Annotated in this window: 26 protein-coding genes and 1 other RNA gene; 8 read left to right on the plus strand and 19 right to left on the minus strand. The window is 32.1% G+C overall.

All coding sequences use genetic code 11. From position 1 onward, the window contains the following. Positions 1–73: 73 nt before the first annotated feature. Complete coding sequence (locus ACEN2K_RS06460) at positions 74–496, minus strand: winged helix-turn-helix transcriptional regulator (protein ID WP_441758511.1); 423 nt, start codon at positions 494–496, stop codon at positions 74–76. A 91-nt stretch (positions 497–587) separates the two neighbouring features. Between ACEN2K_RS06460 and ACEN2K_RS06465 the strand changes: the two genes are divergently transcribed. The 5 genes from ACEN2K_RS06465 (at position 588) to ACEN2K_RS06485 (ending at position 3,788) form a co-directional block, all read left to right on the plus strand. After that, positions 588–1,187: a nitroreductase family protein gene (locus ACEN2K_RS06465; RefSeq protein WP_441758512.1), complete on the plus strand. Its 600-nt coding sequence runs from the start codon at positions 588–590 to the stop codon at positions 1,185–1,187. Between the two features lies 1 nt (position 1,188). Further along, positions 1,189–2,253, plus strand: coding sequence for an L-dopachrome tautomerase-related protein (locus tag ACEN2K_RS06470; protein WP_441758513.1), 1,065 nt, complete (start codon positions 1,189–1,191; stop codon positions 2,251–2,253). A gap of 230 nt (positions 2,254–2,483) precedes the next feature. After that, entirely contained in the window at positions 2,484–2,930 is a 447-nt protein-coding gene (locus ACEN2K_RS06475) for a response regulator (protein WP_441758514.1), read from the plus strand. Positions 2,931–3,240: 310 nt separating this feature from the next. Next, entirely contained in the window at positions 3,241–3,402 is a 162-nt protein-coding gene (locus ACEN2K_RS06480) for a DUF1328 family protein (protein ID WP_441758515.1), read from the plus strand. A gap of 50 nt (positions 3,403–3,452) precedes the next feature. Further along, positions 3,453–3,788, plus strand: coding sequence for a hypothetical protein (locus ACEN2K_RS06485; protein ID WP_441758516.1), 336 nt, complete (start codon positions 3,453–3,455; stop codon positions 3,786–3,788). A 65-nt stretch (positions 3,789–3,853) separates the two neighbouring features. Here ACEN2K_RS06485 and ACEN2K_RS06490 read toward each other — a convergent pair whose 3' ends face one another. Beyond that, complete coding sequence (locus ACEN2K_RS06490) at positions 3,854–4,390, minus strand: hypothetical protein (protein WP_441758517.1); 537 nt, start codon at positions 4,388–4,390, stop codon at positions 3,854–3,856. Between the two features lie 348 nt (positions 4,391–4,738). On the opposite strand from ACEN2K_RS06490, the gene ACEN2K_RS06495 reads away from it, so the two are divergent. After that, entirely contained in the window at positions 4,739–5,752 is a 1,014-nt protein-coding gene (locus ACEN2K_RS06495) for a helix-turn-helix domain-containing protein (protein ID WP_441758518.1), read from the plus strand. Positions 5,753–5,941: 189 nt separating this feature from the next. On the opposite strand, the gene ACEN2K_RS06500 is transcribed toward ACEN2K_RS06495, so the two are convergent. The 5 genes from ACEN2K_RS06500 to ACEN2K_RS06520 all read right to left on the minus strand — a co-directional run bounded on the left by ACEN2K_RS06500 (position 5,942) and on the right by ACEN2K_RS06520 (position 12,542). Then, positions 5,942–6,526 (minus strand): chemotaxis protein CheB, encoded by a 585-nt coding sequence (locus ACEN2K_RS06500; RefSeq protein ID WP_441758519.1) that lies wholly within the window; start codon positions 6,524–6,526, stop codon positions 5,942–5,944. After that, positions 6,508–7,317 (minus strand): CheR family methyltransferase, encoded by an 810-nt coding sequence (locus tag ACEN2K_RS06505; RefSeq protein WP_441758520.1) that lies wholly within the window; start codon positions 7,315–7,317, stop codon positions 6,508–6,510. The genes ACEN2K_RS06500 and ACEN2K_RS06505 overlap by 19 nt, the downstream gene beginning before the upstream one ends. A gap of 12 nt (positions 7,318–7,329) precedes the next feature. After that, a complete protein-coding gene (locus ACEN2K_RS06510) occupies positions 7,330–7,695 on the minus strand; it encodes a response regulator (protein ID WP_441758521.1) in 366 nt (121 codons plus the stop codon). A gap of 29 nt (positions 7,696–7,724) precedes the next feature. After that, entirely contained in the window at positions 7,725–11,243 is a 3,519-nt protein-coding gene (locus ACEN2K_RS06515; protein ID WP_441758522.1) for a response regulator, read from the minus strand. A gap of 81 nt (positions 11,244–11,324) precedes the next feature. Continuing rightward, the gene (locus ACEN2K_RS06520) at positions 11,325–12,542 is read right to left on the minus strand and encodes a sensor histidine kinase (protein WP_441758523.1); all 1,218 of its coding nucleotides are present in this window, start codon (positions 12,540–12,542) and stop codon (positions 11,325–11,327) included. 646 nt (positions 12,543–13,188) lie between these two features. Between ACEN2K_RS06520 and ACEN2K_RS06525 the strand changes: the two genes are divergently transcribed. Next, positions 13,189–13,758, plus strand: coding sequence for a pentapeptide repeat-containing protein (locus ACEN2K_RS06525; protein WP_441758524.1), 570 nt, complete (start codon positions 13,189–13,191; stop codon positions 13,756–13,758). A gap of 6 nt (positions 13,759–13,764) precedes the next feature. On the opposite strand, the gene ACEN2K_RS06530 is transcribed toward ACEN2K_RS06525, so the two are convergent. The 9 genes from ACEN2K_RS06530 to glyA form a co-directional block, all read right to left on the minus strand. Beyond that, complete coding sequence (locus ACEN2K_RS06530) at positions 13,765–14,442, minus strand: ABC transporter ATP-binding protein (protein ID WP_441758525.1); 678 nt, start codon at positions 14,440–14,442, stop codon at positions 13,765–13,767. Position 14,443: 1 nt separating this feature from the next. Next, a complete protein-coding gene (locus ACEN2K_RS06535; RefSeq protein ID WP_441758526.1) occupies positions 14,444–15,700 on the minus strand; it encodes an ABC transporter permease in 1,257 nt (418 codons plus the stop codon). After that, positions 15,697–16,788 carry an efflux RND transporter periplasmic adaptor subunit gene (locus ACEN2K_RS06540; RefSeq protein ID WP_441758527.1) on the minus strand — a complete coding sequence of 364 codons (1,092 nt, stop codon included), beginning with the start codon at positions 16,786–16,788 and terminating at the stop codon, positions 15,697–15,699. The genes ACEN2K_RS06535 and ACEN2K_RS06540 overlap by 4 nt, the downstream gene beginning before the upstream one ends. A gap of 113 nt (positions 16,789–16,901) precedes the next feature. After that, complete coding sequence (locus ACEN2K_RS06545) at positions 16,902–17,399, minus strand: GNAT family N-acetyltransferase (RefSeq protein WP_441758528.1); 498 nt, start codon at positions 17,397–17,399, stop codon at positions 16,902–16,904. Between the two features lie 84 nt (positions 17,400–17,483). Beyond that, positions 17,484–19,280, minus strand: coding sequence for an ATP-binding protein (locus tag ACEN2K_RS06550; RefSeq protein ID WP_441758529.1), 1,797 nt, complete (start codon positions 19,278–19,280; stop codon positions 17,484–17,486). A gap of 11 nt (positions 19,281–19,291) precedes the next feature. Continuing rightward, positions 19,292–19,744, minus strand: a complete 453-nt coding sequence (locus ACEN2K_RS06555; protein WP_441758530.1) for a response regulator — start codon at positions 19,742–19,744, stop codon at positions 19,292–19,294. A gap of 27 nt (positions 19,745–19,771) precedes the next feature. Beyond that, the gene (locus ACEN2K_RS06560) at positions 19,772–20,326 is read right to left on the minus strand and encodes a helix-turn-helix domain-containing protein (RefSeq protein ID WP_441758531.1); all 555 of its coding nucleotides are present in this window, start codon (positions 20,324–20,326) and stop codon (positions 19,772–19,774) included. Between the two features lie 197 nt (positions 20,327–20,523). After that, positions 20,524–21,117: a tRNA-(ms[2]io[6]A)-hydroxylase gene (locus tag ACEN2K_RS06565; protein ID WP_441758532.1), complete on the minus strand. Its 594-nt coding sequence runs from the start codon at positions 21,115–21,117 to the stop codon at positions 20,524–20,526. A 115-nt stretch (positions 21,118–21,232) separates the two neighbouring features. Next, positions 21,233–22,507, minus strand: coding sequence for a serine hydroxymethyltransferase (gene glyA, locus ACEN2K_RS06570; RefSeq protein WP_441758533.1), 1,275 nt, complete (start codon positions 22,505–22,507; stop codon positions 21,233–21,235). A gap of 107 nt (positions 22,508–22,614) precedes the next feature. Here glyA and fahA point away from each other — a divergent pair, with 107 nt between their 5' ends. Then, positions 22,615–23,898, plus strand: coding sequence for a fumarylacetoacetase (gene fahA, locus ACEN2K_RS06575; RefSeq protein ID WP_441758534.1), 1,284 nt, complete (start codon positions 22,615–22,617; stop codon positions 23,896–23,898). Between the two features lie 98 nt (positions 23,899–23,996). Here the strand turns inward: fahA and fsa are convergent, their stop codons facing one another. The 3 genes from fsa to ffs all read right to left on the minus strand — a co-directional run bounded on the left by fsa (position 23,997) and on the right by ffs (position 25,920). Beyond that, positions 23,997–24,653: a fructose-6-phosphate aldolase gene (gene fsa, locus ACEN2K_RS06580; RefSeq protein WP_441758535.1), complete on the minus strand. Its 657-nt coding sequence runs from the start codon at positions 24,651–24,653 to the stop codon at positions 23,997–23,999. A gap of 171 nt (positions 24,654–24,824) precedes the next feature. Then, positions 24,825–25,628: an SDR family oxidoreductase gene (locus ACEN2K_RS06585; RefSeq protein WP_441758536.1), complete on the minus strand. Its 804-nt coding sequence runs from the start codon at positions 25,626–25,628 to the stop codon at positions 24,825–24,827. Positions 25,629–25,822: 194 nt separating this feature from the next. After that, positions 25,823–25,920: signal recognition particle sRNA small type (ffs, locus tag ACEN2K_RS06590), an RNA gene on the minus strand. Positions 25,921–25,998 lie beyond the last annotated feature (78 nt).

The raw sequence follows: 25,998 nt of genomic DNA on the forward strand, positions 1-25,998 counted from the left end.
CAGCTTCAATTTAAGATTATTTTCTTATAAAGAAGCAGTTATGAAAAATACTCAAAAGCATTCATTTAGATTGTTAAGGTTGTGATAATTTTATTTTGTTAGAAATAATACGATTATCAGACAACGGTTCAGGTTGAAGCGAACTAATTTCTGAACCCCATTTTGCAATGGTTTGAATTACGGGTATAAGTGTTTTTCCAAAATCAGTAAGGGAGTATTCTACCTTTAAAGGAGGTTTTAAAGTAAAGACAATCCTGTCCACAATACCGTCAGCTTCCAGTTGTTTTAATTGCAAACTCAGGATTCGTTCGGTCATAGTTGGAATTTGTTTGTGCAGTTCAGCAAACCGCTTTTTCCCCTCGACAAGATGCCATAAAATAACGGCCTTCCACTTCCCTCCTATGATATCCATGGTTACAGAGGTTCCACAAGGGTAAATTTTACCATTCCATGAAATCTCGCAGCCATTATCACTTAAAATTGTTTCCTCTTTCATACTTCCCTATTTGATAGTTATTGCAAATGTATTAAGCTATCATTACATTTGCAACTATAATTTTGATAGTATAATATAAAAAATAAAAAAAATGAAGTTTATTGACGCAATGAAAAATAGGTACACTGCCAAAAAATATGATGCCACAAAAAAATTAAGTAGCCAACAGTTAGATGATTTAAAGGAAATAGTTAGGCTTAGCCCTTCATCTATAAATAGTCAACCTTGGTTATTCCATTTTGTTTCTAACGAAAAAATAAAAAAAGAATTAGCAGCTGCTTCACTTTTTAATGCCGAAAAAATACTTAATTGTGATACGATAGTGGTCTTTAATTCAATTGACAGCGTGGCGCTATTTGAGGAGCAAATAAACCAGCATCTTCCTGAAGGTGCAATTAACTATTACAACACTCATTTAAAAAATTTACCAGCGGCAGACCTCAAAGTATGGTTTGACAAACAGGTTTACCTTTCTATTGGTGTTTTTTTAAGTGCGTGTGCACAAATGCAAATTGACGCCACTCCTATGGAAGGAATTGAGCCAGAAAAATATGCCCATATTTTAAATTTACAAGGTTACTGCAGTTTAGTAGCCATTGCGATTGGACATAGAGCTGAGGATGATAAGAACCAACCTAGTATAAATCCGAAATCAAGGATACAAAAAGATATATTAATTAAAACAATCTAATATGAAAAATTTTGGGATATTATGCATCACCATATTAGCAATAGTAAGTTGTAAAAAAGAAAACACAAAATCTGAAGATGAAGCTACAAATAACACATCAGCACAAAAAACAGAAGAAGTAGCGACTTTTACTGGTCAACAAGTTACAGGAGTTACAGTAACTGATCAAGGACGTGTTTTTGTTAATTTTCCACGATGGAGAGAAGGGGTTGAAGCTTCAGTCAAAGAAGTAAAAAACGGTCAGTCGGTAGCGTTTCCAAATAAAAAATGGAATGAATGGGAAATAGGACAATCGGTTAACGATTCTGTTTTCGTAGCTGTACAATCAGTAGTAGCTTTTAAAAATGAGCTCTATGTACTAGATACTAGATGCCCTTTGTTTAAGGGTGTTATTGGTGCACCAAAATTATTTGTCTTTGATTTAAAAACAAATGCGTTAAAAAGAATCTATACTTTTCCCAAAGAGAGTTTTCATATAGACTCTTACATTAATGATTTGAGGATTGATGAAGCAAATGGCAGTATTTATTTAACAGATTCTGGTCATGCAGGACTGATAGTTCTAACTATTGATACTGGAAAAGCAAAACGTGTTTTAGACAATCATTTTTCTACAAAAGCCGAAGTAGATCATTTAACCATTAATGGAAAAGAATGGAAAAACACCATTCACTCTGATGGTATTGCATTGAATCCTATTAATCATAAGTTGTATTTTCATGCTTTAACAGGATATACTTTGTATGCTATTGAAGTGCAAACCTTGCTCAAAGGAACAACAGCTGACATTGCAGAAGCAGTAGAGAAAGTAGCCAAAACTGCGGCTCCAGATGGGATGATATTTGATGCTGCCGGTAATTTATACTATGCCGATTTAGAGCAGAACGCCATTATGAAAATGGACACTACGGGTTCGCTTTCAATAATGCTTAAAGGAGACAAAGTACGCTGGGCAGATACTTTTAGTATTTATGATAACCAATTATATTATACTAATTCTCGTATTAATGAAGTAAATGGCAGCATAAATAAAATGAATTTTACGTTAAATAGAATTAAATTATAAGGCAAAGATTACTACAAATTATTAAACAACAGTAATATATATGAATAGCATTACCCACAGATAAGGATAATGCTATTCAACTGTTGATGAGAGATTATTATAGATTTTTTTTTTATATTTACTGAATATTAAGTCGTAATTGATTTCGAATTAAGGAATTAACCTACTTTTAATATGTTACCCTTATTAAAAAAGTACTTTATTTTCTTGAACGAAACTAATTTGTAAATATGAATACTAGCTCCCACACACTACTGCTTGCTGACGATGATATAGACGATTGTCTTTTTTTTAAAGAGGCTCTAGAAGAATTGCCTTTTCAAGCGGCTTTAACTACAGTTAATGATGGAGTAGAATTGATGGAATACCTTAATACAGATAGCAATCAAAAGCCCGAGGTCATTTTTCTTGATTTAAATATGCCTAGAAAAACTGGATTTGATTGTTTAACAGAAATTAAACTAAGCGAAAGCTTAAAACACCTCCCTGTATTTATTATATCCACTTCAATGAATATAGATGTAGTAGATTCTCTTTACGAAAAAGGTGCGTATTTTTACATTCAAAAACCAGGATGTTTTTTTCAATTAAAAACCATAATTTCTAAAGCCTTAACCATACTTGCAGAAAATAATTATCAGACACCAAGTAGGGATCAATTCATACTTCATGCTTAAATTACTCACGATTATAAATATGATGTAAACTTTTCGAAACGGAAATGAATTAAAAAAAATAGTATCTTTTCTATAAGAAGAGTTCCAATTTGTAATACCAATAATCTTCTTGCATAAAACTTCTAAGAAGTTAATTAACAACTAAAAGCGTCCCAGCTCTATCAATCTCCTGAAGCACAAAATTATATAATTGAACGCGATTCAGTTAAAATTTTGTTTTTTAGAGTTAATTGATACGATTCCTATTTAATAAATTTGTTAAACAATATAATTTTAACACAATACTTTTATTAACTTAAATCAAAATCATATGTTACGATGGACAGTCATTTTTATAATTCTAGCAATAATTGCGGGAATTTTCGGGTTTGGAGGAATTGCGGCTGGAGCTGCAAGTATCGCTAAAGTTTTATTTTTTATATTCATAGTTCTTTTTATACTTTCCTTAATAAGCGGAAGAAAAAAACTATAATTTTCAAATAAATTATATAAATACTATTATCACATTTTAAACAATTCATTATGGAAGAATTTGCAAAACACGAAATAGATTATATAGAAGAATATCAGAAAAGAGGTTACACAACTAATTTCTTATTTCAAAAAGAATCTTTAATCGATAGCGAAAGTAAGTACGGGTATAAACCAGAAGAGCTATATATAGTAGCACAGCATCGTTATGAAGGAATGAGTAATCCTGAAGATATGTCTATTTTGTATGTAATTGAAACAGCAGATAGCGTTAAAGGGACCTACTTACTAGGCTATGGCCCTACAGGGGACTTAGAAGCAGCTGAATTCTTTAAAGATATACCAGAAGCTAATTGCTCTGATAAAGCTGATATCAATAAAATATAATCGAATTAAATTTAAATAAAAAGAACCGCTTTTCTGTAGAAATAGCGGTTCTTTTTATTTGTGCATTATTCATTCGTTTTGCCTTCATCTTTTGCTACAAGAGCATGATTTTCTACTTTAAGACCAACAATATTAATGATATTTACAATTGTATTGTACAACATGATGACCACTACAATTAAAGAAGAACTTAAAATGCTGGAAATAGATAATGAAAGATAGTACACAAATTTAAACCAATTGTCAGGAACATTTTCAGATTCCGTAATAGGTAAATTAAAGATTAAGAATGCAATTACAGATCCTATAAAAACAGCCGTATCTAACTTAGCTATTTGTAATACATCAATATAATGCTGTTTCTTCAATTTGGATTTAGATCCCGAGCTTATTCCTAATAAAGTTAATAATAAAGCTAGAATAGTAGCTGAGGCTAGCGCTACGGTATTACATAAAGTATGCATACCTGATAAGGAATGTTGAATTAGGGTCTTAGCCTCATACCCACTTAATCTACCTAGTAATAATGTTCCTAAAACTATTACACCGAGGGAAAGTATACCTCCCATTATTGCTTTTTTATCAAAAGAATTTATTTTCATAGTCTTTAAATTAAAAATTAAGGAATCTAATTTGTATCAGTAAAATTAAATCTACAAAAAATAATTTGTTCCCATAAGGTCTAATGCAAACTCTACAATCTATTCACATAAAATTATAAACTATGCATAATTATTCGATAGCCACCTAAAAATCAACATCTTAAATACAAACCATTTATGCTATTTCAGAATTAAAAGAGACTCCCAATAATAATGAAACATTCGTTAATAATTCCATAATAGAAAACAGCTACTTAGTTCCGAAATTTGAATTAAACAAAACAACCAAAAACTAGTTTATTAAACTGCAACGTAAAATTGTACTTTGATGAACACAAAAGAATCCTAATGAAAAAGATATATCTAAACACAGGAAATGTAGAAGATGTTATAATGGAACTTAAGACCACTCTTAATGGATCATTAAATTATGATTCTAATGAATATAATTTGACATTAAACAACCAATTAATAAAAGGAAATATTCAGGCAGTATCTTTTAACGAAGGAATGAAATACCTCCAATTCGATATTGTATTTTTTGATGATGTCACTTTGAGTATCAACTCCTGTGATTCCTCTCCTATTTATTTTGCATACTGTTCACAAGGTTCTATGGAACACAGTTTTGGGGAATTGAAAGAAAAAAACAATATAGAGAAACACAATACCGCTGTAATCAACACTGTTAATAATTCTTCAAATGTGCTCTATTTCAAAAAAAATATACCGTTGCAATTTACTTTGATAGGAGTTGCGACTTCTAATGAAAAAGGTACAGATTCTCTAAATACTAAGCTTAAGAATACCTTTAAGAATAAAAAAGAAAGCTTTATTCACATAGGACAGCAGCACATTAAAATTGAAGAAAAGATAGGACAATTAAGAGCGGTAGCGCAAAAAGGAATTGTGGGAACTTTATTAAAAAAAGGAATCTTACAAATTATTTTAGCAATGGAAATTGAACAACATACTAATAGATATACTGATCAAAAAGCAATTGTTAATTGTCTTACTTTAAAACAAATTGACCAAATAAAAAAAGTAAGTGATGTGATTAAGCAAAACCCTGCTGAACAATATACAATCAAAACTTTAGCAGAAACTACTGGACTCTCTCCTAACAAGTTGCAAGAAGGCTTCAAACTTATTCACAATAGAACAGTCAATGATTTTATCACTTTAATAAGAATTGAAAAAGCAAAGAACTTGATTATAAACTCGGATTTAAACATTTCAGAAATCGTTTATTCCATAGGCTTTACTAGTAGAAGTTATTTTTCTAAAATTTTTAAAGAAAAATACAATTGTAGTCCAAATAAATATAAATACGCTCAAAATTCGTTAGCTATTACAGCTTAATATATACATTTTCAGTACAACAGTAATAAATACTGTTGTACTGAAATATAAATTAAATGAATAAAAAAGATCGTTAGCTATAGCAGCTTCATATATACACCCTTTTTGCAAAAAAACAGCTCCAGAATGTGGAGCTGTTTTTTTTTTTATGTAGCGAATTATAGACTGTATAATGGAAATGTTGGCACACTACCTATTTAATGATAGTAGATAATCTTTCAGTCCATCAATATCTCGAATTTCATCAATTGTTGCATTTTCAGTAGCATGATTAGGCATAAATGGTACTTCAGCGGTCAAAGGATCTTGAACAATTGTATGCCCTCCTAAATTCTTAATGGCAATTAATCCTTGTGTTCCATCGGCATTTGCTCCAGACAGAAGGATGCCTGTTAAATTACTTTGATAAACCTCAGCAGCAGATTGAAAAGACACATCAATACTGGGGCGGCTATAATTTATTTTTTCAGAAATATCCAGAGAAAGTACATTGGTTTTCTCAAATAATAAATGGTAGTCTGAAGGCGCTACGTAAATAAAACCAGGGAGTACAGCAACTTTGTCTTCCACTTCTTTTACTTTCACTTTTGTTTTTAATGCTATTAGTTCCTCTAAGGTAGAGTCATCTGAATTTTTTCTATGTAAAACAATAATTAAAGCATAGGATTTTATGGTGGTTAATTCGGGTAATATTCTCATTAGTACCTGTAAACTACCAGCCGATCCTCCAATAATAACTACTTTAAAATCACTTTCTACACTATCTTTCTCCATATTTTCTCTTTGTTGACTTGCTTAAATTTACTTTTAATCAAAGCAAATTTCATTGTTTCCTTTGTCCCTAAGGCAATGTAACCTAGATTGGCCAAGCTTTGATCAAAAAGGTTCAAAGCTCTTTCTTGCAAATCTTTATCGAAGTAAATAAGGACATTTCGACACAAGATCAAGTCAAATTCATTAAATGAGCTATCCGAAACTAAATTATGTTGGGAAAAGACCATTTTCTCTGATAATTCCTCACTAAATTTTGCAAGCCCATAATTGGCAATATAATAATCCGAAAAATCATGTGCTCCTCCTGAATCCCTATAATTTTCAGCATATTGTTTAATCACTTGTAATGGGAAGACGCCTTTTTTTGCTTTATCTAATACAAGTGCATTTATATCTGTAGCATAGATTAACGATTTATGGAGTAAATTAGCTTCTTTCAATAAAATAGCCATAGAATATACTTCTTCACCTGTTGCGCAACCAGCATGCCATAATCTTATAAATGGTTTTGCCGCCAAGGTAGGTAATATTTCATTTCGCAAAACCTGATAAAATGAAGGATCACGAAACATTTCAGTAACATTAACGGTAATTTCTTCAACTAAACGTTTATAATACTCCGGTTCTGAACGAATTCGAGATAAAAATTCTGAAAAACGGCTAAAGCCATCTAAATTGTAAATTCGGTCAACACGTCGTTTTAATGAAGCTCTGGAATAACTTCCAAAGTCAAAACCATAGTATTCATATACTACATTGATCAGTGTTTCTAATTGAAGATCTTCTATCATAACTACTACTAATTATATATTTCGTAATGAATGAAGTAATTTATCTACGTCAACTGGTTTTGAAATATAATCATCAGCACCTGCTTCTATACATTTCTCCCGGTCTCCAACCATTGCTTGGGCCGTCACAGAAACAATGTATGTAGACTCTCTTGACGGAATCTCTTTGATTAGAGGTATCGCCTCATAGCCATCTATATCTGGCATCATCATATCTATTAGTATAGCATCAATTTCCTGGTCCGTTTCTAAAATTTTTAAAGCTTCTTCAGCACTTAAACAAGAAACACATTCGTAAGATCGTGCACGTAACGTTGCCGAAAGAGCAAAAATATTTCGGGCATCATCATCAATAATTAAAACTCTCTTCTTATTCATATTCCAAACAAAAAAATATTCTTTTTCTTTTAAAATTTATCGTATAACCATACTCTTAATAAAGATAATAACTGATCAATATCAACTGGTTTAGTTATATAATCTGATGCCCCTGCCTGAATGCATTTCTCTCTATCACCTGTCATCGCTTTAGCAGTAACGGCAATCAATGGCAAATGTTTCAAACTTTCCTTTTTTCTTATTATCCCTGCAGTTTCATAACCATCCATATTAGGCATCATCATGTCTAATAGGACGATATCCGTTTGTGGATTTTCTTCTAAAACTTTTAAGGCTTCTTTACCATCAATAGCAGTAATGACATTCATTTTGAATACCTCAAGAGCCTTCGTTAAGGAATATATATTTCTAACATCATCATCAACAACGAGTACTGTTTTGTCTTTTAGTATATTGTTTAACAAATTCATTTTCTTGTACACATCACGCTTTCCTACTTCATCTTTACTTTCTTCAACAAGATGCAAAAACAAGGAAACTTCATCCAGCATTCTTTGGTATGAGTGTGCCGTTTTCACAACAATCGAGTCCGCATATTTTTTAATTTTTAACTCTTCTTTCATAGACAAACTCTTACCAGTAAATACAATTACTGGTAGATTCTCAAGACCTGGGTTTTTCTTGACTCCTTCTAAAATATCATAAGCTTTCATATCTGGAATTCCCATGTCAAGGATAACACAGTCTACTTCATTTTTGTTTAATGCATTCACTCCATCTTCTACTTCGCTCTTAATTTCAGATTTTATATTATAGGTTTCTAAAAAGTAAGCTAGCGCCTCAGCATGTTTAGGGTTGTCTTCAATTATTAAGACCTTTTGAGATTCCTTATTTATTATTTGCTCAATATGTTTAAAGATTTCAGGCATTTTTTCGAAAGCCACTGGTTTATCCAAGAAATTCACGGCGCCTTTTAACAAACTTTCTTGTTTCAGCTGATGAGAAGACATGATGTGTACAGGAATATGTTTTGTTTTCCAGTTCCCTTTTAACTCCTCTAAAATTTGCCAACCATTTTTTATGGGTAACTGAATATCCAATAAAATCCCAACAGGACTGTACAACAGAGCAAAATTTAAAGCATAATCTCCTCTTACTGCTACGACACCTTTGTATCCTCTTTTTCTACTAAACGTAAGTAAAGATTTGGCAAAATTTATGTCGTCTTCAACAATTAGAATCACCTTATCATTCTCCCCAATTGATTCTCTATCATCCTCGATTTCATCTGGAATAGTAAGACTTAAATATTTATTATTTTCTTCCGCTTTAACATCTTTGATGATTTCGACAGGAAGTGGAGTTGGTTCTTCAACCTCTTCATTTCTTTCAATCGCTGATCCTATAACTGGTATACATAACATAAACTCACTTCCTTCTCCAGGAACGCTCTTAAGCGAAATTTCACCTTTTAAAAGTTTGGCTAATTCTCTACTAATAGATAATCCTAAACCAGTTCCCCCGTACTTACGTTTAGTAGAGCCATCCGCTTGTTGAAATGCTTCAAAAATTAAGGGTTGTTTTTCTAATGATATACCAATTCCCGTATCTTTTACAATAAAGCAAATTGTGTTATCATTCTTTGGATCTCTCTTAATTTCTAAAGTCACACTCCCTTTGGCAGTAAACTTTATCGCATTAGAAATTAAATTTTTAAGAATTTGCTCCAAGCGCATTTTGTCAGTCTTAATTACAACTGGAGCATCTTTAGCAATAATTTCAAAATTGATTTTCTTATCTCTTGCAACTTCCGTAAACAAATCTTTTAAGCCATCTGTAATCTCTTTAGTTGCAATATCAATAAATTCAAGATCCATTTTACCGGCTTCAATTTTAGATAAATCTAGAATTTCATCAATTAAGCCTAACAAACCATTCCCTGAACTTTGAATCACCTTCGCAAATTCAATTTGTTCGCTGTTCATGTTGTTATCATTATTCTCAGAAAGCAATCTACTTAATAACAATATGGAATTAAGAGGTGTACGCAACTCATGTGACATATTAGCTAAAAATTCCGATTTATAACGGGTTGACACCTCTAAATCTTCTGATTTCTTTTGGATTTCAGAATTTTTCTCTTCTAATAAAACACTTCTTTCTGCTAGCTCCTCATTGGTTTGTTGCAGTTCTTCTTGCTGTACTCTTAACTCTTCCTCAGAAGCTTGCAGTTTTTCAGTTTGTGTTTCTAATTCTGCATTAATTGCTTCCATTTCACTGTGCTGCAGTCTTAATTCTTCTGATTGAGACTGTGTTTCTTCTAACAGTTCATGTACTCTCTTTCTATTTTGAGTTGCCTTTATAGCAATTCCTATATTACTAGCTACTGTATTTAAAAACTCGATTTCAGTACTACAAAATCCTTTAACACTAGCTAATTCAATAACTCCTTCTACTTTATTATCTTGCAACGGTAAAGCAATTACATGGGAAGGTTTCACTTCACCTAATGCATAGGATATTTTAATATCATCTTCTTCTAATGCTTTAATTTCAACTAGTTTTCGTGAAAGGGCTGCTTGTCCAGAAATACCGTGACCAATTTTAAAACGTTCTCTACTTTTATTTGGAATATAGCTATAACCTGCAGAGTGGTATAATTCATCACCTTCTAAGATATATAAAAGTCCTGCACTACTGTTTGAATAAACAGTAACAAACTCAATAATGTCTTTGGTAAGTATATTTAATTTCTTTTCACCTAGCATAATATTATTCAGCTGTGCAATACCAGCTTGCAACCATTCTTTCTCAGATAATAGTTGAAAAGAAGTACTCAGTGATTTACCCATATTATTCAAAGAAATTCCTACAGTACCTAGCGCATCTTTTTGTTCATCATCTACTCGAATATCATAATTCCCTTCAGATAATTGACTGGCTATTTCACTGATAGTTTTTATTCGCTGCGCTGTTTCTTCATCTCTTTTTTCTAATTCTAGTTGTAATTGGGAACGTTCTCTATAATCACTTAAAATTCTAAAAAGCATAACAACACTAATTATTAATGCCACTAAAAAAGCGATGATAATTAAAATTGAACTATAATCCCCATATTTTTCAGAGGTAGCATTTCGTTGAATAAGCAAATCTTGTTCATGCTTTTCAATTCTCTTGACAATAACGCGTATATTGTCCATTAACATTTTTCCTGTATCTAAATCATAGGATAAAATATTGACACCAATTCGTTTATCAGCAATGCGATATCTTAAAAAAGTAAATAATTTAGCTCTAAGAGGTTTCAACTCTTTTAAGCTGTTTTGTTGCACTGAATTGTCTAAGGTGAGTTGCTCAACTTTCTCAAAATAAGCATTTGCATTTTCTTCTGCTTCGTCAAAATGATTTAAAAAATCTTCTCGTCCAGTAACAAGAAAACCACGCATACTGGTTTGCGCATCAACAATTTGGGCTGCTCCTTCATTTAAATTGTAAATCACATCCTGAGTATGGTTCACTAAGGAATTACTGTGTAAAAGACTTCTAATACTGATAAAAGAGGCGGTTGAACTTATCATTAATATCATAATAGATATTGAAGAACTAATGTATAAATTTCTCTTAAATTTACTTTCCATGTATATTATATAAACGTATTAATTTATTTTTTAAATACTAAAATCTAAAGGTAGTACCATAATAAAACTAGCCCCTTCCCCTACACTACTTTTGGCTGTTATTAAACCATTATGTTTTTCAATAATTTTTTTAGCTATCGCGAGTCCAATTCCTGTACCTTCATAGACTTTACGATCACTTAAACTCTGAAAAATCATAAATATTTTATTTAAATATTGTTCATCAAAACCAATACCGTTATCTTTTACCGTAATTCTACAAAACTTACCATTGTCTGACTTTTCACTGTCAAAATCACGACTTTCAATTAGATCACAGCTGACTTCTATAACAGGTAGCTCTTCTTTTTTGGTGAATTTTAATGAATTACCAATTAAGTTCTGAAACACTTGCCTTAGTTGGGTGGGTATTCCTTTAATAGTAGGTAGATTATTTATTTTTACTGTAGCCTGTTTTTCGTCAATTAAATAATCAAAATCAGAAACAACTTCATTCACAAGGTTGTTTAGTTCTGCTTTCTCTGGAGTAACCTTAGCAGATAAACGAGAATATTCTAATAAGTCAGAAATTAAATTTTGCATTCTCTCTGCAGATTTGACTGTACGATTAACGTAATCCACTGCTTTTTCATCTTCTATTAAATACCTGTCTTTAATAATATTATTGAAGATCTGAATTTTTCGGAGGGGCTCCTTGAGATCATGTGATACTACCCAAGAAAATTGTTGTAACTCGTGGTTTCTTAATTCTAACTCATCATTTTTATCCACAAGCTCCTTAGTACGTTCTGAGACTTTATTTTCTAGGTTCTCTTGTGCTTCTTTTCGAATTTCAATTTCCTTAGATAATAAATCTCTAATGGATTTTAATTCGTTTTGCTGCTGAAATATTTTTAGAAACGTCTTAACTTTAAGTATTAACAAATCAGAATCTACTGGTTTAGTTATGTAATCCACTCCGCCGGTTTCATAACCTTTAGAAATAAATTTTTTCTGTTTATTTACTGCAGATAAAAAGATCACAGGTATGTCTTTAGTTCGATTACTACCCGCTAGGATCTCCGCCACTTCAAATCCATCCATTCCAGGCATTTGAACATCCATAATTATCAGAGCATAATTATTCTTCAAAATTTTCTTTAAAGCCTCATCACCAGATTCAGCTGAATCTACTTCCAAGTTATGCAGCTCTAGTATTTTTTTTAGTGCTACAATATTTGCTTTTATATCATCGACAATTAGTATCATAATGTTGTATTTCTTTCCTTTTGCATTGAGCAAAATTTCTAACAAAAACAGCTTGAAATTCGAAATAAAATTCGTTCAATTTAAAAGGGTTTTTATAAAAAATAATACCCAACATAAATCTTCGAATTAAATAAAAAAATCATTCCTGAGAACACTTTTATATAAAAAAATTATATTTCAAAATTCAACTACCTAAAAAGGTGTTTTTTAGTGATTCAAAAATAAAAAAAAGAAGTGATTAATCTCTTGAAATCAGCTCTAAATTTCATTGATTTATAGAAATATTATGAAAAAAAATTAATCTTAAAATTCTGACGTGATAATGTTACAACTTTATTATAAAATAGTATAATTGTTTTTATAAAAAAAGTCTAAACATACTGTAAACACATTAGTTAGCACATTTTTTAATTTTTAAAAAAAAGTTAAAAATAAAATATATTGATACTTATTTTTAATCTTAATCGGGCATTATTTATCTTAATTTCAGCTATTTTATATCGAATTTTGAAAGAATATTTACGGCATATTTTTCGACTAAAAAACGGCTTTTTTTGAACGAGTTTTAAAGGCAAAATTATCGTTTATTTTTGTTAATTTGCAGCTACAAAATTTCACTTTTGTTACCTCAATTTAATACAACTTAATGACGCAATATTTTCTAGATAAAGAATACCGATCCATTAAATTTCAGAGAGATGATTTGAATCAAAAAGAATACGAATCCTGTGTTTTTTATGACAGTAATTTTACTGATTGTAATTTCATTGCGGTGACTTTCATAGATTGTGTTTTTCAAAATTGTAATTTTAGCAATGCACACATAAATCACGTTGCCCTACGAAATGTTCATTTTAAAAAGTGTGCAATTAAAGAGGTAAATTTTGCTATGTGCGACAAATTTATTTTTGAAATAAATTTCACCAATTGTATATTAGATTTTTCGAAATTTTACTCACTAAATTTAAAAAGCACCCATTTTACAAATTGCAGTATGATTGCTACTGATTTCATGAATAGCAATTTAAACGAAGTTGTTTATGACCGTTGTGATTTGTATCGTTCTGAATTTGCTAAGGCTAATGCCAATAAAGCGGACTTCACAACTAGTTATAATTACACGATAGATCCCTCCATAACCAAATTAAAGAAGGCAAAATTTAGCATTTCGGGAGTAAAGGGATTACTTTCAAAATACGATATCGTAGTACAATAGTTTCAACTATGACAATATGCGCCCATCCTCCATTGTAATTATTCGGTCGGTTTTATTTGCAAAATCAGTATCATGAGTGACAATTAAGATGGTTTGATTATAATCAGCTGTTAATTTTTTAAAAATATCAAAAACGATATCTCCATTTTTTTGATCCAAATTCCCTGTTGGTTCATCCCCCATTATTATCAGAGGATCATTAATTAAAGCGCGAGCTATAGCTACTCTTTGCTTCTCACCGCCGCTTAATTGATGTGTCATCTTTAACGCATGTTTTTCAATACCTAAGGTTTTAAGATGCTCAATGGCTCGGTATTCTAATTCTTGTTCAGATAGTTTACCTAATTTTAAACCAGGAAGCATCACGTTCTTTAAGACACTATACTCTGATAACAAATAGTGAAATTGAAAAACAAATCCTATTTTTTCATTTCTTATTGCTGCTAACTTAGTATCCGACTGACCAGTCACTAACTCGTTATCAATATACAACTGCCCTTCATAATCTGTATCCATGGTAGATAGCAAGTATAGTAATGTAGATTTTCCGCTTCCCGACTTCCCTACAATCGATACAAATTCTCCATGATTAATAGTTAAATTAACCCCTTTAATTACTTGGAATTCTATTGGATCGTAGAAAAACTTAGATAAATCAACCGTTTGTAAAGCAATATTTTCCATACTATTTTCCTCTAATAATTTCTACTGGATCCACTTTACTTGCTTTTAAAGCAGGAAATAATCCAGAAATAATTGTAGTGAATAATGCAAACAAAATTCCTATCATATAAAAGACAGGACTATAATTGATAGGATATGTTTTTAAATTTGGTAACGAACTTGTTTCAAAAGGTATGACATCAATAATCGATGAAAAAATATAACCAAATAATAGTCCAAAAATTCCTCCGGTAAACCCTATGATTACGGACAATGTTATAAAAATCCATTTAACATCACTACCAGAAAAACCTGTTGCTTTTAAGATAGCAATACTATCCATTTTTTCGTAAATCATCATGTTCAATATGTTGTATATTCCAAAACCTGCTACAATTAAAAGCACTATCCCAACAGAATAAGAGATTATCCCCCGAATTGTACTGCCAGTTTCAAACTGGGCATTAGCAGCTACATAATCAATCGTATCTAAATTGAATTCTTGATGAAGTTCTTTTGCCACTTTTGGTGCCGACTCTTTATCGAAAAGATTAATTTGGATATCAGTTATATAATTAGTGGGCTCTCCAAGCAGCTTTTGGGCCGTTTCAAGTGAAGAATAGCTCATTACATTGTCTATTTCTGATATTCCTAATTCTGATATACCTACAATCTTTAATGCTGCTAAGTCACCATTAGAACTCGATACTTTAATGATATCACCTTTAGTCAGCATCATTTTATCGGCTAGGCCCTTACCAATTATTATACTGTTATTTTGCTCTAAATCAGTTACTACACCTTCTTTTATGTAATCGCTAATTTTAAACAATTTATCTTCTGCTATTAAATCAATGCCGTTTATAAAACCTGCAATTTCAATAGTACCTGAGTTAAATAAAACAGAAGCAACTACCTTAGGAGCTACATCAATAATTCGTTTGTCCTGTTTTAAATTATGAATAATCTTTTTGCTATTGTATATCGACTTCCCGCGATCCTTGGGCTTTATAGAGTTTATAAAATTCATGTTGTCTTTATATTGCTGCGATAAATCCAGCGGCTGTGTTTCTGACGGTTTGACTTCATTATACAGCAGTACGTGTGGAGTTCGATTAAGCATCAAATCATCCAGTAGATCATTTAAACCATTCATAAAACTTACCAAAGCAATAAACATGGCAATCCCAAAAGTCACTCCTACCGCCGCAACAATGGTCTGTTTTAAACGAGCAAGAAGAAGATGGAGTGCAATATTTACGATTAGCTTAGACTTCATTCTTTGGGTTTATAAATAAGATCGTCTTTATCTAGTCCTTCTAAGACTTCTACCTTCATATAATCAGTTAAACCAATTTTTACTTTCCTCTTTATTTCCTTATCAAGAAAGACATATTCTTGATCAACCAAATAGTTTTTTGGTATGATAAGCGCATTTTCCTTTTGTCTAATAATAATATTTGCTTCGGCTGTTAAATTAGGATATAGTTTTTTGGGAGGGTTTATAAAATGAGCTTCAATTTTAAAAGTACGTGATCGCTCATCCATGATGGGGTAAATTTTTGAAACATAAGCTTCAAAAACAGTCCCTTTATAACTATCCATGGTTACCATAATTTTCTGGTCCATAGCAACCTGTACCATATCATTTTCATCCACTTCTAATTCGATTATAAAGGAATTAGCTTTTCCAATGATAGCCATAGGTGTTTGAGGAGAAATCAGAGCACCTTCTTTTACTAGGATATCAAATAATTGCCCCGAAAACGCACTTCTAATACTGAAATCATTTTGTGATTGTTGATTGTACCTAAGATTATTCGAATTCCTTTTTTGCTCCGTACGCAATTGCTCTTTGAGTTGAGCTAGCTGCTTTTTAGAAGTTTCATAACTAAGTTTTGCACTTTTAAAATTTAAAGTAACAGCTTCAAAATCAATTTCTGAAATACCTTCTAAATTTTTAATACGTTCATTGCGTTTATAAATGGATTCAGTTAAGGCAAATTTATCCTTCGCGCTTTGAACCTTAATTTCCATTTCTGCAAGTCGATCTTGAATATAACGGCTGTTTTCTCTACTTAGTTCATACGTCAGTCGAGCGTTTTCAGTGTTTATTTCTGCTTTCTTTCTTTCAATATCAAATAACAATTGATTCTCCTTGATTGACTGCCCAGCAACTACATTTATTTTTTGTAAAATACCATTTACTGTGGCATAAACGACATACTGATTTTCTGCTTTGATAATACCTGAAGCATAAACCGCCTCAGTTATAGTTCCTACCTGGGGTTTAATGCCCTTTTCTTTTTTCGAACAAGAGATAAAGCTTAGCATTACAAATAAATAATAAAGTCTAATAATTTTCATCAACAGCTTTTAAGTAAATGAGTAAAAATAATGACTTAAATTTACCTCTTTTTTACTGTAAAACAATTAGTTACAAACTATTATTTATTTATTTTATGTGATATATAGAAAAACTAAAGTTGTTTTTCCATCACAAAATCTTCCATTAGATAACCATAATCTAATTCAATATCTTCTTGGCTTTTTATTTTAAAACCTATTTTTTGATAAAAAGTCAAAGCTTTGTTATAGCGGTTCACGTTCAAAGAAAGTAAAGTGGAATTATGCTCATTTGCAATACATTCAATGGCATCTATTAATTTTTTACCAACACCTTTACCTTGAGTTTGGGGTAAAACATATATTTTATGTATACGTGTAGTCGATTGGTTTTTGTAATTGTTTTCATAAGAGGCAAATCCTAAAAAACATTCATTCTCTTTTATTAATAAGAAATGGTGCCCTTTATTGTTCACATTATCCTTTAACGCTTCTATCGAATAAAAAGCTTCCAACATATAGCTTAATTGCGCTTTAGAAAGAATTTCTCCATATGCGTGAGGCCAAGTCTCATAAGCGATATCACGAATTATTTTAAAATCTTCTGGAGTAGCTTGTGAAATTGTAATCATAAAATAGGTATTGAAAAATGAGTGCTACTAGATAACAACGTATTATTTTAACTTCGTACAAATGCTTACCATTAGTAAGTCAATCTAGGACGAAAACTTTTTGGGTAAGTAAATTGCAAATCGAGTTCCAACACCCGGTTCAGAATTCACTTTAATAAATCCATCGTGATTCTCTACAATTCTTTTACAAATAGCCAAGCCTAAACCCGTTCCTGAATATTTCGAATCTTTCTCCAGTCGCTGAAATAATATAAAAACTTTATCAGCGTACTCTTGCTTAAAGCCAATACCGTTGTCAGATACTACGATTTTATAAAAATCATCATTGCTAATAAGTTCGTTTTCATAAATATCATTAATTTCAATCTCTTCAGTAAAAACAGTAATCTCTGGAATTAGTTCTTCCTTGCTATACTTAAGAGAATTAGATATTAAATTAATAAATAGTTGTTCTACTTGGAATGGAATAACCTTTAATGTGGGTAAAAGTGCTACACTAACTAAGGCTTTTTTATTTTCGATATTAAGAGATAAATCATCAATAACTTGAAGTAGAACTTCATTTAAATCTGTTTCAACAAATACTTTATCGCCCTTAATAGTTCGAGAATAATTTACTAAATCAATCAACAGCGTTTGCATTTTATTAGCAGAGGTACGAATTTTAGAAAAATATACTTTTCCTTGTTCTGTTATTAAATCCATTTCTTTAGCCTCAATTCTTGAGATAAACATTTGAATTTTATGCAAGGGTTCTTGAAGATCATGACTTACAATATTATTAAAGGACTCTAGCTCTTCATTAATACTTTTTAGTTCTTTATTATTTTCTTCAAGTTCTAATGTCTTTTTGTATTGGTCACTCATATCATAATTAACACCAGTTTTAACCATTTGTCCTTCGCTATTTCTTGTAAAAGTTCCAACTGATATTATGTACCTGTAATCACCATTGGGCAATACAAATCTGAACATTATTGAAGTAGACTCTTTGGTTTCTAAAGAATCCTTATGTGTCTTAATCACATACTCTAAATCATCAGGATGAATAAATTTGGCAACATTTGCTAAATTTGGTTCAAATGAATGTGGTTCGACGCCAATTAATCGGAAGAAATTATCTGAAAAAGTATAGACCATGGTCTCCAGGTTAATTTTCCAGTGTCCAAAACCGGCTATCTTTTCTGCATTATTAAAAGCGTGATTAAGAAACTTAAGTTCGTCATTGGCTTTTTTAAGCTCTCTTATATCTACATTCATCTTATTAAACGATAATAATAAAATGAGTAAGGATAATATTACCAGTAAAAAGGCACTGATAATAGAATCTTGTAATTCGAACTGATGGTTGTTGTTGTGAATTTTTAATTTATCCCCCTCTGCATTAATAGTTTTATAGACAAAGGTTTTCATAGATTCCGTGAAGTCACTACTTTCTTGTAATTTGGCATTTAAGCGTTGGCTATCTGTATTAGGACTTTTAGCTAGGAGCAATGTTTCCCTAAACAGGGCAAATCGATAATCGATCATTCTCTTTAACTGTTCTACATCCTTAGTCCTAGCAGGATTGTTTGCTACTAACTTTTTGATGCGGCTAAAATTCAAATCGATTTCCCCTTTTCTTAAAAAGCGATGTTCAAGATAGGATTGATCTTTTGTAATGATGTAACTACGTAAATTAGTTTCATAAATACTTATTATAGAAAGTACCCGTTCTAATTCCAGTTGCGTTTCTGTAGAATTTGTTATTAAATTAACTGATGATTCTAAACTTTGCATCTGTTTATAAAAAACAGATGCTATATATATTACTACAGCGATTGCTATTCCTAAAGCAATCTTAAATATTTGAGAATTTCTATATAAGTTTACTAACTTCATCAAAAAGTATATTATATGCTAAAGAAAAAAGTTTCTTTATTTAAACCAGATGAATGAAATTGCCAATTAATGTTTAATACTTCTTTTATCACTTTTTTAAGCTTGGTGAAGTCATTTGGTTTTTTTATATAAATATTTGCACCTTCAATAAAAGTTTCTTCAATATCTTTCTCTGAAGATGACGTTGAATATATCGCAATAGATACCTCTTTAAATCTTTCGTCAGCCCTGATTTCTTTTAAACATTCAAATCCTGATTTATAAGGCATATTTAAATCCAGAAACAATATGTGTGGCATAACAATATCTGGATCTGCTAAATATTCCATTAAATCTTTACCATCATTAAATAATGTTAGTTTATTGTTCATTCTCAGTTCCATCATCGCATCACTAAAGAAGGCACGATCATCTTCATCATCATCTGCAATCAAAATATGTATCGAATCCTTGTGTGTAATCATAACTTTTTCTGTTTGTTTATTTTTTTTTTAATTTGACAAGCTTCTTCTCTTGTCTACTATTCTTTTAAAAGCCGAAGGTGTTAAGCCTGTTACTTTTTTAAATTGACTGGATAAATAAGCAACACTACTGTAATTTAATTTATACGAAACTTCTGTCAGTGTCAATTCGTCTTCAATGATTAATTTCTTAGCACGTTCAATTTTCTGAATGATAATAAAGTTCTCAATTGAAGTATAGGTATATTCCGAAAAAATATTAGTTATATATCCGTAACTAAAATTTAGCTTTTCTGATAAATACTGAGATATGGTTACAGAAGGGAGCTTATCTTTTTCATAAACCATCTCTACAATAGCATCTTTTATTCTTTGAATCAACTGGCTTTTTTCATTACTAACGATAAAAATCGAATACTTATTGAGTACTTCTTGAAGTTCTGCTAGCGTTTCCTTAGGAACACTGTTGCTTATCTCAATTTCACCTAACTCTAAAAGTTTGTAACTAATACCTAATTTTTCTAACTGCTCTTGTAAGATTACTCTACAAGCCACAATACCGTCATATTTTATATAGAGCCTCATCTTAATACTTAAGTTGTTATTATTACAAATAAATTTTATAAATATATACCAAAAATAATAATCGGACGAAAAAAACGAGAACTAAATCAAAAATAAATGGCATAATATTCTGCCATTTTTGTAACCAATTGATTTATAAACCTCTTTTTATTACCGCTGAAAATAATTTTCAATAGCATTAAATACACATCTAAGTGCTAGCCGTGAATGGTTTCGCCTTTTCCGTAGTTGGCAATAACGGATGCTTCAAACTCAATCCATTCTCTCCAGCGCTTCTCTACATCAATTCCCGTACCATATTTTCTCGCATATGTAATAAAAGTTGTATAATGTCCCGCTTCGCTCTCCATTAGGTCTCTATAAAAGACTGCTAATTCGTCATCCTGTATGTTTTCTGACAAAACTTTAAAGCGCTCGCAACTGCGAGCCTCAATCATTGCCGAAAACAGTAAGCGCTCCACCAGACTGGAAACTCTACTCCCATTTCCACTTTTCTTCATATATAAATACAATTCATTCACATAATCATCTTTGCGTTCTCTGCCTAGCTTTAACCCCCTTTTAATAATTATATTATGCACTTGCTCAAAATGATCAATTTCTTCTTTGGCTAAAGCCAATAAATCTTTGACTAAATCTTGATGTTCTGAATTATTAGTAATTATGGTAATAGCATTGGTTGCTGCTTTTTGTTCACACCAAGCGTGATCTGTCAAGATTTCCTCGATATTTTTCTCAACTATATTAACCCATCTTGGGTCTGTAGGCAGCTTTAATCGTAATACAGACATTTTTTTAATTTAAAATTGGTTTAAACCTAGAGGTACTTAAAAAAAAGTTTAAAGTTTTGTAGTGTTTTCAACCTTACAAAACCTTAAACTTTCAATATTCAAACTAGTAAACTTTTTAAAAAACGAAGATTGCTCTTTCGCTCATCATTTCATTTACTTCGTTTGCTACTTCTTCGATAATATCTTCATCAGTATGATTAGTCAATACTTTATCAATTAAAGCAACGATTGTTTCCATATCTTCTTCTACTAAACCACGAGTCGTTATAGCTGGAGTTCCTACACGGATACCTGAGGTAACAAACGGTGATTTATCATCAAATGGAACCATATTTTTATTTACAGTGATTTCTGCTTTTACTAAAGCATTTTCAGCTTCTTTACCAGATATACCTTTATTTCTTAAATCAATTAACATCATGTGGTTATCTGTACCACCAGAGATAATATTATACCCTCTTTTTACAAAAGCATCTGCCATTGCATTGGCATTTTTTTGCAATTGCATCGCATAGGTAAAAAACTCGTCTTTTAAAGCTTCTCCAAATGCAACAGCCTTAGCTGCAATAATATGCATTAAAGGACCACCTTGATTTCCAGGGAAAACGGCAAGATCTAATAAAGAGGACATCATTCTGATTTCTCCCTTTGGTGTTTTTAATCCCATTGGGTTTTCAAAATCCTTACCCATTAATATTAATCCACCTCTAGGCCCACGCAATGTTTTGTGAGTAGTAGTAGATACTATATGACAATGAGGAATTGGGTCATTCATTAATCCTTTAGCAATCAGTCCTGCTGGGTGTGAAATATCAGCAAATAAGATTGCCCCTACACTATCAGCAATTACTCTAAAACGCTCAAAATCCATATCACGAGAATAAGCCGAAGCTCCAGCGATAATTAATTTAGGTTGCTCCTTAGTAGCAATTTCTTGAATTTTATCATAATCTAAACGACCTGTCTCAGCATCTACACCGTAAAAAACAGGAGTATACAAACGTCCTGAGAAGTTCACTGGTGAACCATGAGTTAAGTGACCACCATGAGATAAGTCAAATCCTAATATTTTATCTCCTGGCTGTAGACAAGCATGATACACCGCTGTATTTGCTTGCGAACCTGAATGTGGCTGCACATTGGCATAAACAGCACCAAATAATTCCTTTGCTCTATCAATAGCAATTTGCTCTACAACATCTACCACTTCGCAACCACCATAATACCTTTTTCCAGGATATCCTTCAGCATATTTATTAGTTAATACTGAACCAGCAGCTTCCATTACTTCATCACTTACAAAGTTCTCTGAGGCAATTAGTTCTAATCCGTGTATTTGTCTTTCTTGTTCTTCTAGAATAAGGTCAAAAATTTGTTCGTCGCGTTGCATTTCTTTGAATTTAGTTAATTTGTAGCAAAAATACAAAAAAACGCTTGCCAAACTCTTAGATTATAATATATTTGAAGTATAATTTTCAACAAAACAATTAACATATTATGCCAATATCAGCCAACGATACTAACAGAAAATCATGGTTAGAAGTACCAGAAAACAGTGATTTCCCAATTCAGAATATTCCATTTGGAGTTTTCTTAACTAAAGAAAATGTTGTTACCGTAGGAACTAGAATCGGTGATTTCGCAATAGACTTAGGAGCTTTACAACAACTAAATTACTTTGCAGGTATTGAATTAACTGATGATATGTTCATGCAAGATACCTTAAACGACTTTATCTCAGATGGTAAAAAAACCTGGAGATTAGTTCGTAATCGTATTGCTGACATTTTTGACAACAACAACCCAAAATTACGCGATGAACAAAAACATCGTGATATCGTTATTTTTAATATCGCAGATGTAGAAATGCAATTACCAGTCCTTATTGGTGATTACACTGATTTCTATTCTAGTAAAGAACACGCTACTAATGTAGGAAAAATGTTCCGTGACCCAGATAACGCCTTATTACCTAACTGGCTTCACATTCCTGTAGGTTACCACGGTAGAAGTTCAACTATAGTACCTTCTGGAATTCCTGTTCATAGACCTATTGGTCAAACCTTACCTGCCGGTGAAAACACACCTGTTTTTGGACCATCTCGTTTAATTGATTTTGAACTTGAAACGGCTTTTATTACGACAGATGCTAATGTGATGGGAGAAATGATTCCTATTAGCGAAGCTGAAGATTATATCTTCGGGATGGTTTTATTAAATGACTGGAGCGCTCGTGATATTCAAAAATGGGAATACGTGCCACTAGGACCCTTCTTAGCCAAGAACTTTGCTTCATCAATATCACCATGGATTGTTACTATGGATGCATTAGAGCCATTTAGAGTTCCTGGACCTAAACAAAATCCTAGTCCGTTACCGTATTTATTGCAAAAAGGGAAACATTCATTTGATATCAACTTAGAAGTAGCTATCCAACCAGAAGACGCAGAGCCTACAGTTGTAAGTAACTCTAACTTTAAATACATGTACTGGACCATGAACCAGCAATTAACACACCATACTTCTAACGGTTGCCGTGTCAATTCAGGAGACATGATGGGATCTGGAACTATCTCTGGACCTACACCTGACAGTTACGGTTCTATGTTAGAACTGACATGGGGAGGTAAAAACCCTATCAAACTTAACGATGGTACTGAACGTAAGTTCATCAACGACAATGACACTGTAATTATGAAAGGCTTTTGCAAAAACAGTCAAGTTCGTATTGGTTTTGGAGAAGTTTCTTCAAAATTATTACCACCATTTGTACGCAAATAATTATACAGTAAGTAAAATAAAAAGTGCCATTCACCGCAGCGAATGGCACTTTTTTTATGTCATTATACGAGCACTTGATTGCTCTTATAAAATTCTTTTTACTTATTCCCTTTTTCGAAATCAGCAACAAACTGTGCTAAACCAATATCAGTTAAAGGGTGTTTCAACAATCCGTAAATAGCAGAAAGTGGTCCAGTCATTACATCAGCACCAATTTTTGCACAATTTACAATATGCATCGTATGACGTACAGATGCAGCAAGAATTTGTGTTTCATAACCATAATTGTCATAAATATCTCTGATTTCTTCGATCAAAGCTAAACCATCAGTAGAAACATCATCTAAACGACCAATAAATGGAGAAACATAAGTAGCACCCGCTTTTGCAGCCAATAAAGCTTGTCCAGCTGAGAATACTAAAGTTACGTTTGTCTTAATTCCTCTATCTGAGAAATATTTAGCCGCCATAACTCCTTCTTTAGTCATCGGTAATTTAACAACAATTTGCTCATGCAAATCAGCTAATTCTTCACCTTCTTTAATCATTCCATCATAATCAAGCGCATTCACTTCAGCACTTACATCACCTTCAACTAGGTTACAAATGTCAACATAATGTTTCAAAATGTTGTTTTTTCCAGTAATTCCTTCCTTAGCCATCAATGATGGATTAGTTGTAACTCCGTCCAAAACTCCTAATGCTTGCGCTTCTTTAATCTGAGCTAAATTAGCCGTGTCAATAAAAAATTTCATAATATTTATATTAAATTGTGTGTTTTATTTTTTTGGGCGTGACCCTCATTAATCCCGATAGCAATCGGGATCGGGTCGGGCTATTCGCTGCAAGTCCTCGCATCGTTTCGCTATCGCTACACGCTGCTGTGGGCTTTTCACTGCTATCCCTCACGCAAACTTGCTGCAAAATTACAACTTATAATGATTCATCAGCATTTTTTCATACACTTTATCAGGAAGAATTCTTTTCAAAACAATAGAAAATTTCTGCATAAACGCACCTACTTTATAATGAATTTTAGGATTTTTAGTTTGTATGATTTTATAAACCGCCTCAGCCATTTCATTAGGATTACTTCCCGCATCGACATGCTCATCCATAGTTCTTAAAGATTCGCCATAAGATGTTTCATAAGCAGATCCCTTGATAACTGGTGCATGATATCGACCAGAAGCTATATTTGTAGCAAAATCACCAGGAGCCACATTAGTTATTTGAACACCAAAAGCTTTCACTTCCATGCGCAGTGCTTCGGTCACGATTTCTAATGCTCCTTTTGAAGCCGAGTACATCGAGCGATAAGGCAGCCCCATGTATCCTGCTATTGAAGTTATATTGATAATCAACCCGTCTCCTTGTGCACGCATTTGTGGTAAAACAGCCTTCATTACTTCGATAGGACCAAAGAAATTGGTGTCAAAATGACTCTTCATTTCAGAAGTAGGAATTTCTTCCATAGGACCTGTAATACCCACACCTGCGTTGTTTACTACAATATCCAGTCTACCAGAGGTGGCGATTATTTTAGCAACCGCACTTTCAATAGAAGCAGCGTCGCGAACATCTAAAGCTACTAATGGAAAAACAGAATTCAAAACGCGATCTGGATTCCTACTTGTTCCATAAACAACAATTCCTTTGTGGTGCAAAAATTCTCCAATAGATTTCCCTATTCCTGAAGAACCTCCAGTAATCAATACTACTTTATTCATTAAATACTCTTTAAGGTGTAGATTATAAATTCTAGTAGATACTAACAATTATAGCATCATTAAACCTACTTATTTAGAATTGTCCAAAAATAAAAAAATCCTCCATAAGGAAGACTACTATTCTTATTATTTTGAAAACAGTTACAAATTGGCATAAAAAAAATCTGACTAGCCGAAACTAACAGATTATAAAAAAATGGCAAGCGACCTACATCGCACCGCTCAACCACGTACCCTTGCTATGTTCCCATCCTGGGGGAGTCTGCAGGAGCTGGTCGTGTAGGACTTGCCGGTGCAAATATACAACCTTTTTATATTTTTGCAAGCCCTTTGTGCTGTAAAAATAACATTGTATATTGTGGTATTCAAA

The sequence above is a fragment of the Flavobacterium sp. W21_SRS_FM3 genome (assembly GCF_052113625.1).
In the GTDB taxonomy this organism is placed as follows: Bacteria; Bacteroidota; Bacteroidia; order Flavobacteriales; family Flavobacteriaceae; genus Flavobacterium.

Coding starts and splice junctions, on each gene's coding strand:
- ACEN2K_RS06485 (WP_441758516.1), top strand. CDS start 3,453: ATGGAAGAATTTGCAAAACACGAAATAGATTATATAGAAGAATATCAG.
- ACEN2K_RS06520 (WP_441758523.1), bottom strand. CDS start 12,542: ATGATACTAATTGTCGATGATATAAAAGCAAATATTGTAGCACTAAAA.
- ACEN2K_RS06495 (WP_441758518.1), top strand. CDS start 4,739: ATGAAAAAGATATATCTAAACACAGGAAATGTAGAAGATGTTATAATG.
- fahA (WP_441758534.1), top strand. CDS start 22,615: ATGCCAATATCAGCCAACGATACTAACAGAAAATCATGGTTAGAAGTA.
- ACEN2K_RS06515 (WP_441758522.1), bottom strand. CDS start 11,243: ATGATATTAATGATAAGTTCAACCGCCTCTTTTATCAGTATTAGAAGT.
- ACEN2K_RS06560 (WP_441758531.1), bottom strand. CDS start 20,326: ATGAGGCTCTATATAAAATATGACGGTATTGTGGCTTGTAGAGTAATC.
- ACEN2K_RS06460 (WP_441758511.1), bottom strand. CDS start 496: ATGAAAGAGGAAACAATTTTAAGTGATAATGGCTGCGAGATTTCATGG.
- fsa (WP_441758535.1), bottom strand. CDS start 24,653: ATGAAATTTTTTATTGACACGGCTAATTTAGCTCAGATTAAAGAAGCG.
- ACEN2K_RS06565 (WP_441758532.1), bottom strand. CDS start 21,117: ATGTCTGTATTACGATTAAAGCTGCCTACAGACCCAAGATGGGTTAAT.
- ACEN2K_RS06490 (WP_441758517.1), bottom strand. CDS start 4,390: ATGAAAATAAATTCTTTTGATAAAAAAGCAATAATGGGAGGTATACTT.
- ACEN2K_RS06525 (WP_441758524.1), top strand. CDS start 13,189: ATGACGCAATATTTTCTAGATAAAGAATACCGATCCATTAAATTTCAG.
- ACEN2K_RS06505 (WP_441758520.1), bottom strand. CDS start 7,317: ATGATAGAAGATCTTCAATTAGAAACACTGATCAATGTAGTATATGAA.
- ACEN2K_RS06535 (WP_441758526.1), bottom strand. CDS start 15,700: ATGAAGTCTAAGCTAATCGTAAATATTGCACTCCATCTTCTTCTTGCT.
- ACEN2K_RS06530 (WP_441758525.1), bottom strand. CDS start 14,442: ATGGAAAATATTGCTTTACAAACGGTTGATTTATCTAAGTTTTTCTAC.
- ACEN2K_RS06555 (WP_441758530.1), bottom strand. CDS start 19,744: ATGATTACACACAAGGATTCGATACATATTTTGATTGCAGATGATGAT.
- ACEN2K_RS06500 (WP_441758519.1), bottom strand. CDS start 6,526: ATGGAGAAAGATAGTGTAGAAAGTGATTTTAAAGTAGTTATTATTGGA.
- ACEN2K_RS06550 (WP_441758529.1), bottom strand. CDS start 19,280: ATGAAGTTAGTAAACTTATATAGAAATTCTCAAATATTTAAGATTGCT.
- glyA (WP_441758533.1), bottom strand. CDS start 22,507: ATGCAACGCGACGAACAAATTTTTGACCTTATTCTAGAAGAACAAGAA.
- ACEN2K_RS06475 (WP_441758514.1), top strand. CDS start 2,484: ATGAATACTAGCTCCCACACACTACTGCTTGCTGACGATGATATAGAC.
- ACEN2K_RS06480 (WP_441758515.1), top strand. CDS start 3,241: ATGTTACGATGGACAGTCATTTTTATAATTCTAGCAATAATTGCGGGA.
- ACEN2K_RS06545 (WP_441758528.1), bottom strand. CDS start 17,399: ATGATTACAATTTCACAAGCTACTCCAGAAGATTTTAAAATAATTCGT.
- ACEN2K_RS06470 (WP_441758513.1), top strand. CDS start 1,189: ATGAAAAATTTTGGGATATTATGCATCACCATATTAGCAATAGTAAGT.
- ACEN2K_RS06465 (WP_441758512.1), top strand. CDS start 588: ATGAAGTTTATTGACGCAATGAAAAATAGGTACACTGCCAAAAAATAT.
- ACEN2K_RS06510 (WP_441758521.1), bottom strand. CDS start 7,695: ATGAATAAGAAGAGAGTTTTAATTATTGATGATGATGCCCGAAATATT.
- ACEN2K_RS06540 (WP_441758527.1), bottom strand. CDS start 16,788: ATGAAAATTATTAGACTTTATTATTTATTTGTAATGCTAAGCTTTATC.
- ACEN2K_RS06585 (WP_441758536.1), bottom strand. CDS start 25,628: ATGAATAAAGTAGTATTGATTACTGGAGGTTCTTCAGGAATAGGGAAA.